The 12,594-nt window shown below is 35.8% G+C and carries 15 protein-coding genes; 8 read left to right on the top strand and 7 right to left on the bottom strand.

Features of this window, described 5'->3' with window-relative positions:
* Positions 1–32: 32 nt before the first annotated feature.
* Together IWX83_RS13035 and IWX83_RS13030 are read left to right on the top strand one after the other, a co-directional pair.
* Positions 33–551: a hypothetical protein gene (locus IWX83_RS13035; protein WP_196830207.1), complete on the top strand. Its 519-nt coding sequence runs from the start codon at positions 33–35 to the stop codon at positions 549–551.
* Between the two features lie 13 nt (positions 552–564).
* The gene (locus tag IWX83_RS13030) at positions 565–1,659 is read left to right on the top strand and encodes an alkene reductase (protein ID WP_196830205.1); all 1,095 of its coding nucleotides are present in this window, start codon (positions 565–567) and stop codon (positions 1,657–1,659) included.
* A 134-nt stretch (positions 1,660–1,793) separates the two neighbouring features.
* Here IWX83_RS13030 and IWX83_RS13025 read toward each other — a convergent pair whose 3' ends face one another.
* The 5 genes from IWX83_RS13025 to IWX83_RS13005 all read right to left on the bottom strand — a co-directional run bounded on the left by IWX83_RS13025 (position 1,794) and on the right by IWX83_RS13005 (position 4,862).
* Positions 1,794–2,363, bottom strand: a complete 570-nt coding sequence (locus tag IWX83_RS13025; RefSeq protein ID WP_196830203.1) for a ferritin-like domain-containing protein — start codon at positions 2,361–2,363, stop codon at positions 1,794–1,796.
* 462 nt (positions 2,364–2,825) lie between these two features.
* The gene (locus tag IWX83_RS13020; RefSeq protein WP_073350968.1) at positions 2,826–3,110 is read right to left on the bottom strand and encodes a rhodanese-like domain-containing protein; all 285 of its coding nucleotides are present in this window, start codon (positions 3,108–3,110) and stop codon (positions 2,826–2,828) included.
* Between the two features lie 148 nt (positions 3,111–3,258).
* Complete coding sequence (uraH, locus tag IWX83_RS13015; protein ID WP_073350969.1) at positions 3,259–3,669, bottom strand: hydroxyisourate hydrolase; 411 nt, start codon at positions 3,667–3,669, stop codon at positions 3,259–3,261.
* 18 nt (positions 3,670–3,687) lie between these two features.
* A complete protein-coding gene (locus tag IWX83_RS13010) occupies positions 3,688–4,230 on the bottom strand; it encodes a heme-binding protein (RefSeq protein WP_196830201.1) in 543 nt (180 codons plus the stop codon).
* A gap of 62 nt (positions 4,231–4,292) precedes the next feature.
* Complete coding sequence (locus IWX83_RS13005) at positions 4,293–4,862, bottom strand: Crp/Fnr family transcriptional regulator (RefSeq protein ID WP_073351066.1); 570 nt, start codon at positions 4,860–4,862, stop codon at positions 4,293–4,295.
* A 377-nt stretch (positions 4,863–5,239) separates the two neighbouring features.
* Here IWX83_RS13005 and IWX83_RS13000 point away from each other — a divergent pair, with 377 nt between their 5' ends.
* The 3 genes from IWX83_RS13000 to IWX83_RS12990 all read left to right on the top strand — a co-directional run bounded on the left by IWX83_RS13000 (position 5,240) and on the right by IWX83_RS12990 (position 7,204).
* Positions 5,240–5,617: a hypothetical protein gene (locus IWX83_RS13000; RefSeq protein WP_073350973.1), complete on the top strand. Its 378-nt coding sequence runs from the start codon at positions 5,240–5,242 to the stop codon at positions 5,615–5,617.
* Between the two features lie 88 nt (positions 5,618–5,705).
* On the top strand, positions 5,706–6,635 hold the full coding sequence (locus IWX83_RS12995; RefSeq protein WP_370568419.1) for an alpha/beta hydrolase: 930 nt from the start codon (positions 5,706–5,708) through the stop codon (positions 6,633–6,635).
* 104 nt (positions 6,636–6,739) lie between these two features.
* Complete coding sequence (locus tag IWX83_RS12990) at positions 6,740–7,204, top strand: hypothetical protein (protein WP_073350975.1); 465 nt, start codon at positions 6,740–6,742, stop codon at positions 7,202–7,204.
* A 269-nt stretch (positions 7,205–7,473) separates the two neighbouring features.
* On the opposite strand, the gene IWX83_RS12985 is transcribed toward IWX83_RS12990, so the two are convergent.
* Both IWX83_RS12985 and IWX83_RS12980 read right to left on the bottom strand, forming a co-directional pair.
* Entirely contained in the window at positions 7,474–8,559 is a 1,086-nt protein-coding gene (locus tag IWX83_RS12985; RefSeq protein ID WP_196830199.1) for an L-dopachrome tautomerase-related protein, read from the bottom strand.
* Positions 8,560–8,606: 47 nt separating this feature from the next.
* Complete coding sequence (locus IWX83_RS12980) at positions 8,607–9,119, bottom strand: VOC family protein (RefSeq protein ID WP_073350981.1); 513 nt, start codon at positions 9,117–9,119, stop codon at positions 8,607–8,609.
* A gap of 155 nt (positions 9,120–9,274) precedes the next feature.
* Here IWX83_RS12980 and IWX83_RS12975 point away from each other — a divergent pair, with 155 nt between their 5' ends.
* The 3 genes from IWX83_RS12975 (at position 9,275) to tgt (ending at position 12,591) form a co-directional block, all read left to right on the top strand.
* A complete protein-coding gene (locus IWX83_RS12975; RefSeq protein WP_073350983.1) occupies positions 9,275–9,526 on the top strand; it encodes a helix-turn-helix domain-containing protein in 252 nt (83 codons plus the stop codon).
* A gap of 307 nt (positions 9,527–9,833) precedes the next feature.
* On the top strand, positions 9,834–10,916 hold the full coding sequence (locus IWX83_RS12970) for an ice-binding family protein (RefSeq protein WP_196830198.1): 1,083 nt from the start codon (positions 9,834–9,836) through the stop codon (positions 10,914–10,916).
* A gap of 544 nt (positions 10,917–11,460) precedes the next feature.
* Positions 11,461–12,591 carry a tRNA guanosine(34) transglycosylase Tgt gene (gene tgt / locus IWX83_RS12965; protein ID WP_073350987.1) on the top strand — a complete coding sequence of 377 codons (1,131 nt, stop codon included), beginning with the start codon at positions 11,461–11,463 and terminating at the stop codon, positions 12,589–12,591.
* Positions 12,592–12,594 lie beyond the last annotated feature (3 nt).

The following is a 12,594-nucleotide window of genomic DNA, read 5'->3' as shown; positions in this document are numbered from 1 at the left end:
CAGCCTTAAATTTGTACCCTAAATAAAAGTTGATGTCCAATAAAAAAACAGTTGCACTACTTGGAGTTTCAGATGCTAAAAGTATTCAAATAGCCAAAAAAATAGCTGAAACCAATGCTGTTCTGGTTTTTGATGCTGATGCTATGGTTCTTACAAAAGTGTATTCGCAGTTGCTTTTAGAAAATCCTAAGGCAAATCTAGAGATGATGGACTGTCCCACTAATGCAAGTTGGGAAGCCGATGTTATTATTTTTTCATGTGATGCTGTTGCTAATGCAAATCTGGTGGAGAAAATCATAAATGTGGCTACAGGTAAAATGATACTTATTTTGGGAAACCAAAACAGTACGATTACCCTAAAAAATTCCAGTTCCGATTTTCAGTACTTATTCCCTTTTTCGAAAGTGATGCAGGGTATCGAATCAACAGATCAGAATAAGGACACTCTTATAATGAAAGGAAATGACATCCAAGCTTTGACAACTCTGGCAACTTTTTTTACAAGTGTTGGTTTGAAAACCAATACCCAGTTGCCAAATACTAATTCTTAAAAAAAAAAATCAAATGAGCAAATCAATTTTATTCCAACCCTATACTTTGGGAACTCGCACGTTAAAAAACCGAATGGTGATGGCACCAATGACAAGAAGCCGTTCCAATAATGACGGAAATGTTCCTACTGCTTTAACGGCTTTATATTACGAACAAAGAGCTACAGCGGGTTTAATTATTACCGAAGGTACATTTGTAAGTACAAAGGCAGTGGGTTTTATTAATGTACCCGGAATTTATAGCGAAGCACAAACCGAAGGTTGGAAACTCGTTACCAAAGCAGTGCATGATAAAGGAGGAACAATTTTTGCACAATTGTGGCATACTGGACGACTATCGCATCCAGATTTGCATAATGGCGAATTGCCATACGCACCTTCAGCTTTAAATCCATTTGCAAAAGCATACACCAATGATGGTTTTGTAGATACAGTTGTACCAAAAGAAATGACGATTGAAGACATCAAGCAAACCGTTTTAGATTTTAAAAACGGAGCGAAGAATGCAATCGCAGCCGGTTTTGATGGAGTAGAGTTGCATGCCGCCAACGGCTATTTATTGCAACAATTTTTTAATGGTTATTCCAATCATCGTACGGATGAATACGGCGGTTCCATAGAAAATAAATCTCGCATTTTATTTGATATTCTAGACGCTTTTGATGGCGTTATTGACTACGCTAAAGTTGGTGTTCGATTGAATCCTTCGTTGCATAATGCACAAGGAATGATGCTAGATGAAAGCACGATTCCAACGCATGAATATATTATAAACCGATTGAATGATTATGGTTTAGCTTACGTACATTTAACGGAGCCTTTTACCGATGTCACTGAGGTACCTTTTGCCGTTACTGAAGTGGCTAAACATTTCAGACCGTTTTACAAAGGAACCTTAATTATCAATAAAGGTTTTACGAAAGAAACGGGTGTCAAAGTTATTGAAGACGGAGATGCAGATCTTGTTGCTTATGGAGTTCCCTTTATTGCTAATCCTGATTTAGTGGCTCGTTTTGAAGCGGATGCAGCATTAAACACGCCAGACCAAACAACATTTTACACTGATACTGAGAAAGGATATATTGATTATCCCGCTCTGGCTGAGTAACGCCTGTCATTTTTATTTTTTTTTAAAAGATTTTCTTTCAAGGAGAAATTATAATTCATTAGAGAGCCCGCTACATGCGGGCTCTCTTTTTTATATAGGAAAATAAATTTTCATGCTCTTGTACAATCCTACTCCTATGTGTTGGTAATTGCAGTAGCCTTATGGGCTTGTCTGTTGATCTGTGACATCGCAATTTCACTTAACGCTGCATCTGTTTTTTTCTCTTCATCAAGACTCATCGCTAGCAAGTTTGCCGCTTTATTTTCTCCTAATGTTTTTGCATAGGCATGCAACGTACCATAGGTGGCAATTTCATAATGCTTTACTTTTTGGTCTGCTGCAATAATTCCTGCATCGCGAACTACTCCGTGACTGGTTTGTTTGATAAGGCTATTTGTTTCTTTTAATATGCCGCCCATGGCTTCACATTTTTTAGCTGTAGCTGCAACTCCAGTAGTTTCGAAAATTTTCTCGAGGCGAGCTACATGCTCCTGCGTTTCATTCAGCTGATTTTTCAAAGAGTTAACTAGTTCTGGTGATGACGCATTTTTCATCATTCTAGGTAAGGTTTTAGTCAATACTTTTTCCGCCCAGTAAATATCTTTTAGTCCAACTTCAAATAAATCTCGTAATCCATGTGTCGAATTGGTTTCTCCTTTTGCGGTACCTTTAATGCTTTCGTTTTTACTAATTGCGGTTCTCATAACGGTAGTTTTTAAGATTAATTTTAAAGGAGAAACGACCGAATTCATAGGTTCTCCTATCCAATGCTTACTTAACTTTTAAGTGCAATAAAATTAAACATATTAATTTTTAAACAACTGTTAATTAACTAATTATAAATAAGATTTGTATTATTTAGAGTGCTGAAACGAACATTTTTGTCAACTAATTTTGTCTTCTAGATTAATGCTGCTGGTATCAAAACAGGCTATTGCACAGCCCATTGCATGCAAAATACTTTTTGCCAAATTACTTGAATTTCCTGAATACATCTAAAACGAGTACCTATGTTAGTTCGTTCTAGACCGCGTAGATTACTGTACAATGAATTTAAAGCATTAGTAATCAAACCGATAGTTTGGCCTGACTAACTGCTGATTCTAAGGAGAAAAATAATTTATTTTGGTACTGCTACCGCCTAATTGTTTTACCTACTTTTCCCGTTATTCAGATTGAGCTTGAAGGTAATTCACATCCAGCCACGAACCGCCATTGTAAGATTCAATTCCATGTGCCGTCAGAAAAACTTGTGCCTGTCCGCTTCTATTTCCAGAGGCGCAACAGACCACTAATGGTGCTTTTAATTCTTGTATTTCCTGCATTCTATGGGGTATTTCATTCAATGGAATATTAATGGAACCTACCACATGGCCACCCATGAATTCATCATAAGTACGCACATCGACAATAGTTCCTCTTTTTTCTTTAATTATTTTGGCTACTTCCATTTTTTTTTGTTTTAAGATTAGAACTCGTTTTATTTAAATCCTACTGTTACAAAAATACAATTAGAAAGCTGAATTAGCGTCGGTTTTAAAAATTAAAACCAGTAAGGATAATGGTTTTAATTTTTGATGAATTAATAATGTATTACAATCAATTACCTCGATAAGTTGCATATCCATAGCTGGAAAGCGTAATGGGAACATGATAGTGATTGGCATCCTTAATTTGGAATACAACTTCTATAAAAGGATAAAAACTGTCTGTTTTTTTGTTTTTGAAATAATCTGCAACTAGAAATCTAAGTTTGTAAATACCGTTTTTAGCTTCTTTATAATTCAGAAAATCGGTAATTCGACCATTTTTATCGGTTGTTTTTTCATCAACGAAAGACCATATTTTAGTGCTTTCATCATATTTTTCTAAGGTAACCGGTACGCCAACTGCGGCTGTTCCACTTGATATGTCTAGAATATGACTAGACAATTGATAGTTGTTGTTGTTTTGCGCATAAGATGCTGTTGCGAAAGCTGTAAAAAGTAAGCTAAAAAGTAAATTTTTCATTATTATTTGTTTTTAAAATTAATGAGTTGTGATTTGAGCATCGATGATTGCTCCAGATTTAGCGATAGAATCATCATTTTCAGGACTTCCTCCGCCTGCGACTCCAATACTTCCAATTACTTGATCGTTATGCCACAACGGATAACCTCCAGACAAGAGTAAAAGTTCGGGTAGGATGGCTAAATTTTGTGTATCTGGGTTCAATCGCGCATTTCTGGATAGGAGCAATGTTGGCGTTTTAGTCGATAATGCCGTGTAGGCTTTTCTTCGAGCTGCTTCGGTGTTGTGTGGGCCAACCGTTTCGCCTCGCGTAAGCATGATGATTTGTCCTGAGGCATCGAGCACAGCAATGGTGACATTTTTGCCTAGTGCTGTAGCTGCTAATCGTGCTTGCTTTGTTATTTGAAAGGCTGCTTTTAGTGATAACTGTTCGGAAGTTATAGTGTAATTTTCTGCCGTATTTATAATTAAAGGGGTGTCGCGCGTACTTTTTTTAGTACTGATTTGTGCCATTGTAACTAGCGGAAGAAGTAGTACGAAGAGATAAGAGTTTGTTTTCATGATCAATTTTTTTACAAAATTAAAAAGGATCAGGATCTAAAACATTGTCCTATGTCAACGTTTTACAGTTTCGATTTTATTCTGCTTAAGGTAGAAGGAGAAATTCCTAAATACGAAGCGGCCATTTTATTTGACACACGTAGTAAAAAATGAGGTTGGTTGGTTATAATCCATTTAACTTTTTCCAAGGCATCAAAGCCCTGAAAACCATAAATGCGTTTTTGAGCCGTTATAAAACCTAATTCAAGAATTTCTCTGTACAGAAGTGCAAATTCAGGTAGTGTTGCTACAAGATGGTAGAAGTCAGTTCTTGAAATTACCAACAACTCAGATTTTTCTATAGTTTGTAAATATTCAAAAGCGGGTTGCTGATCGATAAAACTGGGTAAAGCCGTTCCAAAACCGCCTTCAAAAGCAAAAAAACGAGAGGTTTCCGTTCCTTCTTTGTTAATTGTAAAAAGTCTAATACAGCCCTTGTTTACAAAATAATACTGCTGGCATATTTCCTCATAACGAACCAAGATTTCATTTCGCTTTGTTTTTAAAGGTGTAAAAAAGGAACAAATCAAGTCCATTTCCTTCTCACTAATGACGGTTCTGCTAGTTATATACTTTTTTAGCCCTTCGTACATTTTACTCTCATTTGGTGGTTTGTTTTTTGAAAGTAAAGGTACAAACAATAAAGGCAATGCAAAACTCCAAATTGAAATCGTGTTGAAAAGTATGAATTAGGTAGTTATCGTGGAGTCCAGAAGAAATTTGATTTGGTGGATTTTAACTGCTTTTTTAGCCGAGATGTTATACTACATCGGAATAAATTTAAACATATTTGGGAAGTTTTTTTGGAACAAAAAATAATGAATCGAGGCCGTTTAACAATTAATTGTTTGTTAATATTTATTTTGTTTTAGATTAATTATGGTATCTTTAAAATATAATAGATTGAAGTATTAGTAGTACTCTTTATAATCCGATAACAATAAAATTTTTAATAAATAAACAATTAATTATGTCAGAGAAAAATAAAAAACAGTTTGGAGTTTGGATGGATACACATCATGCAACCATTGTTGGAAGAGAAAATGTAGATTCGGGTGATTTTGTAATATTAGGACACGAAACCGTAGACGGACAGGGTTACAACACCAGCGAAAATGCTGCCAATAATGCCGAGAGAGATTTGCTTCGCAAACTATTCAAAAACATCACAGCTCACATGCAAAATGTGGATGAATTGCATGTAACAGGAACGGGTACTGCTCAAGAACAGTTTATTAACTATTTAAAGGACACTGCGCAATATAAAAATGTGGAGACGAAAGAAAGCACTTCTAATAAGATGAGTGATGAAAGTCTAGTGGAATATGTGACAACACAATTCAACTAATTGATTTATAAATAAGGTAAACGAGGCTGTCTTTTAAAGGATAGCCTTTTTTATGGGTTCTCTTGTTTTTAATGAAAAGGCAAACAAAATGAATTCTTATTGTGCTATTTTGGTTTTTATTGGAACAACCAATACAGCCAGTATTTTTTTTAATCTTATATTAGTAAAAAAATTAAATATGCGTTTTCCAGTAGTTATCCTCGTTGTATTGAATGCAATTCTCTTCGTAAATTGCGGTGCTAAAAAAAATACTGATGTTTCATTCTTAGAATCTCAGAAAGAAAATAGCTTGAAAGCACCAAAGTTAAATGTGTTTGTTCCCCGAAAATCAAGTGCAGAACAAGTGCCTGTGTTAATTTTTGTGCATGGCGGAAACTGGAATAGCGGTCGAAAAGGAACCTATGATTTGTTAGGTAGAAATTTTGCAAGTAAAGGAGTGGTCACTGTTATCCCAGATTATACGTTGAGCCCTAACGCCACTTATGACGATATGGCAAAGCAAATTGTGTCTGTAATACAGTGGACTAAAAATAATATCAGTCAATACAATGGTAATCCCAATCAAATCTTTATTACAGGACATTCTGCTGGTGGACATTTAGGCGCATTAGCAGTAATGAATCCTAAATATGGCATTGATTCGAACAGTATTTCCGGTATTATACTCAACGATGCAGCCGGATTGGATATGAAAAATTATTTAGAAGGAAATCCACCCACCTCAAAAGACGATTATTTAACCACTTGGACTTCAAATCCCGAGCAATGGAAAGCCGCTTCTCCCATTTATTTTTTAAATAAAAATACACCGCCTTTTTTAATTTATGTTGGAGATAAAACTTACAATTTTATTAAAGTAGCGAATAGTCGTTTTTTATCGGCCATGAAGCCCTTTCAGCCAGATGTAACACCAATACGATTAAATAAAAAGCATGTCCCTATGGTAGTTCAATATTTCTATCCTTGGAGCGATAGGTTTGATGAGGTGATAGACTTTATGAAAAGCAATATAAAATAAATTTATACAATTAATGCGTAGTGAGGTAGGGTAAATTAGTTTAGAGTTGTCTTATTAGTGTAGTTATTAATCAAGACTATTGTAATAACACTAATTTAAAAATTATGAAAACAGTTAAAAGCATTTTAGTTCTAATGATTTTTTGTTTTTTACCCAAGGTGAATGCGCAAGAATCAGGATTTAATCAAGATACCAAGGTCCAAACAAAAAATGAATTATCGTATTATCAGCAAAGAGGTTTAGAGGACGCTCAACACGAGCAGCGGTTTAAAGTCAAAAGTAAAAATGAAGAACGTGTCTTTTGGAAGGAGCAAAAACAATACGAAAAGGAATTACGGAAAAATAATAGAAGAGCCTACAACGCATATCTTCAAGGTAAAAAAGAAGGTTATGCAGCGCATCACGATCATTGTGACAATCATTGCGATCACAGTGCCTACTGGTATCAAAATGCAGGGTATTACTATTATGGATACCGCCAACCACAATACGAGAATAGAACACCCAGAACTAGTGTAAATACGCAAATAGGAGTGGGAGTACCAACGGTGAAGTTGGGTATCTTTTAAAGTATACACTTAAAAGCAAATAAAAATAAATTCTAAAAAGACCGCTTTAAAAGAAATTTAAAGCGGTCTTTTTGTTATTAAAACCCAATAGACTCCTGAATTGACAAGCCACTTTGCGCTTTAATCTCTTTAGGTTTAATTCCTCGAAGCTTTGCTTCGATTTTTTTTAGCCACAGATTCAGAGATATTAAAAAAGATTATTGAAAATCTGTGAATCTGTGGCTGTTATTTCGCTAATACAACTGGGGCTCTGCCCTGAGGTAATTTATTTAATTAGTATCTAAAGCTATTTTGTTTAATGTAAAAGTCATATTCGAAATATCGGGGGTCACTTCATTAATTCTAGAGTTGGTAAAATACAAGTAGTTGTTGTAGATGCTAAAGGTATCTGCCCATCTGATTTTTTTACCTTCAACCAGCGTGTGAATACTTCCGTCTTTTTTTCGGTACATGATTTTGTTATTTTCTAAATCAGCAAAGTATAAAGTGCCATTATGATCCAAAATCATTCCATCTGAAGCTCCTGTTTTTGCTACTAATTTCACTGATTTTTCAACTTCTTTAGTAGCTCCATTGGCTAATACTTTCGTGGGTACAGAATACAAACTGTAACCCGTTAAGGCATGATAATAGAGTAATTCGTTTTTAGTATCTAATGCAATTCCGTCAGAATTAATAGTATTTACCCACTTTTTGTTGTCGAAAGTCAAATAGGATTGCTCCGCTTTTGTAGAGAAATGATTGTCTAAAACTCTACTAGATTTTCCGGAAGTCATATCCAATACAATTAAACCGGCTCTACCAGAATCTGTACAATAGATTTTATTGTTTTTTTTATCCACTCGTAAATCGTTGATGTAAGAATTAGGATAATAACTGCCTTTTTGTAATATATAAGTTTTCTCTAATTTGTTGTCAATTAAATTAAATACAAAAAGTCGAGGTGCGTCTAAAACGGCACCAAACAATGGGCTGCGCGTGTCTAATACATAAAGCATGTTTTCAAAAGCCACTACTGATTGTACACCTACAAATTTTTGATCTTCAACTGCAGTTCCAATTTCCCATGAATTCCATTCTTCATTAGGATAAGCTATTTTTTGATTGTCTTTGGTAATTTCAACCACTGAATTTTCAACGCCTTTTCTCCATCGAGGAAAGTTGACGAAAATCCGTCCTGTTGTGCTCACGGTCACACCTGTTACCTGTTGTCCTTTAAATTCAGCCACTTGTTGAACTTCTTTTGTGCGGCTTTGTATTTGCTTTGTTGTTTCAATGTCGCTTTTGTCGTGTGCTGGTTCTTTACAAGAAACAAACACTATTAAAAGGGCGAGTAGATGAAGACTTTTTTTCATTTTTTTTTAATTTTAAAAGTTGAATAGTAGCTATGAACTAGTTGATTTTATTTTGAATAGGCGCCGGATGAATAGGTCAGTTCATAACTGTGCGTGTAGATTTCGAAAACAATTCCGAAAGGATCTTGTACATAACACATTTTAAAAGGTTTCTCATTTGGATAATATTCTCGAATAGGCATTCTTTGTTTACCACCGTAAGATACAATTTTAGCGATAAGATCTTCAATGTTTGGATCTTGTATGCAAAAATGAAAAAGTCCCGTATTGAAAGGATTGAATTCTGGTGCTTCTTTAATTCCGTGAGGGAACGAGAATAATTCGATTCCTGTGCCATCAGAAGTTGCTAAATGTGCAATTTCAAATTCTTCCCAATCTTCGCCAAAAACGTCAATACACATTTGGCCGATGGCTGTTTCTTTTTCTTTTTTTACTATAGACGGTTCCATAATAATGTACCAGCCCATTACCTCTGAGTAAAACGTAACTGCTTCTTTAATAGTAGGAACTGTAATTCCGATATGAGAAAATGCTTTTGGGTAATTTGTTTGAGTCGTCATGCGTTATTGGATAAGATTACAAATTTAGGCTATATTGGCATAAATAGCAATAACCTACTGTAAAGTAGTATAGTTAGTTAAAAGAGTAAAATATTTATTATTAATTGATTAAAATTTAAAATGAGCTAAAAAATTATTGTCCTCTTCATTATACAATGGGTTTAATTGGGACTAAGTGGAAACCTTTGATTTTATTTCATTTACTGGATGGCAGTTTACGTTCCGGATTACTGCAAAAGAAAATCTCTGGTATTTCTAATAAAATGTTTACCCAAACCGTAAGAGAATTAGAAAAAGATGGCCTTGTTTCCAGAAAAGTTTTTGCAGTGGTTCCTCCCAAAGTAGAATACAAATTGAGCGAGAGAGGAAGATCGCTAGAAAATATTTTACGTAGTTTGGATACCTAGGGCGTGGAAAATACTACTAATGAATTTTAGCGTCTTTTTGGATGGTATGATTGGATTAGCAATAAAGCATTGAGGGTAGGAATCGAAAATAAGCTTTTAGAAAAGAAATACACACAGATGAATAATCAATTTTCGTGATGTTCCCTCATTCAAATGACAGCTATAGTTTGATAAAATACCCATTTTAGGTTTATAAAAGGAAAGTGTGAATTATGGAACTTAACAGTATTGTTATGTAACATCAAACGTTTAAGGCAGCCCTACATTTGTAATGTGATAATTTATAACTTCACAAACACAAATAAACATGAAAATTAAAAACCTACTATCAGTCGCTGCGATCGCAATGGTTGTTTTATTTACGAGTTGTTCAAATGACGAGAGTACCCAATCTACTCCTGCACCGGTGCCTACTGTAGCTTTAACTAGTCCGCTAAATAGTGATACAAATGTTGCCAGAAATAAAGTTGTTTCTGTAAACTTTAGTGTCCAAATGGATGCTTCCTCCATTAATACTACCACGTTTACATTAAAACAATCAGGAAATCCAGTATTAGGAACAGTTTCGTATTCAGGTACAACTGCACAGTTTGTTCCTTTAACGGTACTTTCAGCGAACACACTTTACACCGCTACATTAACTACGGGAGTAAAAAGTGCAGAAGGAGTAGCTATTAGTGCAAATAAGCAATGGAACTTTACGACTACCGCTAATGTGACTGCTGGCTTAAAAGCCGTTAGTCTTGGTTCAGCAGGGAATTATGTAATTCTTGCAAAGACTACAATTACTAATGTACCCACGTCTGTGATTACAGGTGACCTAGGGTTAAGTCCTGCAGCTACATCATATATCACAGGATTTTCCTTGACAGATTTTACAGGTTATGCAAAGGCTGCTCAAGTTACAGGAAAAGTATTTGCTGCTGACATGGTTTCTCCAACATCAACAAATCTTACCACAGCGGTTGAAAATATGATTACAGCTTACAATGATGCGGCCGGACGTCCATCTCCTAATTTTCTTGAATTGGGTGCAGGGAACATTGGTGGAAAAACATTGACTCCAGGACTTTATAAATGGACTAGTGCTGTAACAGTACCATCTAATATTACCATTTCAGGATCTGCAGATGATGTTTGGATTTTCCAGATTTCAGGTGATCTAGCAATGAGTGCCGCAACAAGAGTGATTTTACAAGGAGGAGCCAAAGCCTCAAACATTTTCTGGCAAGTAGCGGGTCAAGCCTCTTTTGGGACTACTTCTCATTTTGAAGGTATTATCTTGTCAAAGACAGGAGTAACTTTTAGAACAGGAGCGTCTTTTAATGGAAGAGCCTTAGCACAAACTGCCGTAATTCTTGATGGAAACACAGTGGTACAACCGCAATAAATTATAGTAAAAAATAATGTTAAAAAGAGGTGTTCCTTTGGAGCACCTCTTTTCATATTTAGTCACCTCTCGAGGTGTAGTTTGCGGCTCTTTTGAGATGCCTCCAAAATAGGTTGTTTTCTTTCTTGATAGACATACTGTTGTTCAATTATAAGCTAAACATCGTGAAAGTAGTCGTTTAGTTTAGATGCCTCTTTATGTTTTTTGATTGGGAGATTCTACAGGCATGCGTGAGGATACTCTTATCGGCTGAGGGATCAAGTTTTGCAGTTGCTGTTGGGAAGCCCAATGATAAGAAAAATGCACAGAGGAACGTGTAATCCCTCACGACGAACACTTCCACATTATTTTAGGGCGATTAATTGTCACTTATAAATTTAGATTTGACCCTAATAATCCCTTGTAGATACAGGAAAGTTTTGTGTTGCAACCACCTTTTAATAGGAAATTCTAAATCTTAATTTATTTTTGTAATTATCTAATTTTCAAATTGTCGAATTAACCTATCTTTGCGCTCCCGAATGGTCGGGAGTAAAACGTTACTATGAAGTTTGATTTATTAAAAAAAGATCCGCTGTCTAAAGCAAGAGCGGGAAGCATAACTACTGATCACGGGGTAATTGAAACCCCAATTTTTATGCCTGTAGGTACTGTAGCCTCCGTAAAAGGGGTGCATCAACGGGAATTGAAAGAAGATATAAACCCGGATATTATCTTGGGAAACACGTACCATTTATACTTGCGCCCGCAAACGGAAATCTTGGAGAAAGCGGGTGGATTGCATAAATTCATGAATTGGGACCGTAATATTTTGACGGATTCTGGCGGATACCAGGTGTATTCCCTTTCGGCCAACCGAAAAATTAAGGAAGAAGGCGTGAAGTTTAAATCGCATATCGACGGTTCATACCACTTTTTCACACCAGAGAATGTGATGGAAATTCAACGCACCATTGGCGCTGATATTATCATGGCTTTTGATGAGTGTACCCCATATCCTTGTGATTACCGTTATGCGCAACGCTCGATGCACATGACACACCGCTGGCTAGACCGCTGTGTCAATCATTTGGAAAAAGTACCAACTAAATACGGTTACAATCAAGCTTTTTTTCCAATTGTACAAGGAAGCTGTTACAAAGATTTACGTCAGCAATCCGCGGAGTATATTGCGAATTCGAACCAGGTAGGAAACGCCATTGGTGGACTTTCAGTGGGAGAGCCAGCAGAGGAAATGTATGCAATGACCGAAGTAGTGTGTGAAATTTTACCTGAAGACAAGCCCCGTTACTTAATGGGCGTGGGAACTCCAATTAATATTCTAGAAAATATTGCCTTGGGAATCGACATGTTTGACTGTGTAATGCCGACGCGAAATGCCAGAAATGGAATGTTGTTTACCGCAAATGGAACGATTAACATTAAAAATAAAAAATGGGCTGATGATTTTTCGCCTATTGACGAAATGGCCATCACTTATGTGGATACAGAATATACTAAGGCTTATTTAAGACACCTTTTTGCAGCCAATGAATATTTGGGAAAACAAATTGCTACAATCCATAATCTTGGTTTTTATATGTGGTTGGTTCGTGAAGCCAGAAAACATATCTTAGCCGGGGATTTTAGAACTTGGAAAGAGATGATGGTGAAAAATATGAGCCAAAGATTGTAAGTG

Source organism: Flavobacterium sp. CG_9.1, assembly GCF_015751645.1.
GTDB lineage: Bacteria > Bacteroidota > Bacteroidia > Flavobacteriales > Flavobacteriaceae > Flavobacterium > Flavobacterium xanthum.
The sequence above is the reverse complement of the archived record's forward strand: the minus strand, read 5'-3'. Positions and strand labels throughout refer to the sequence as shown.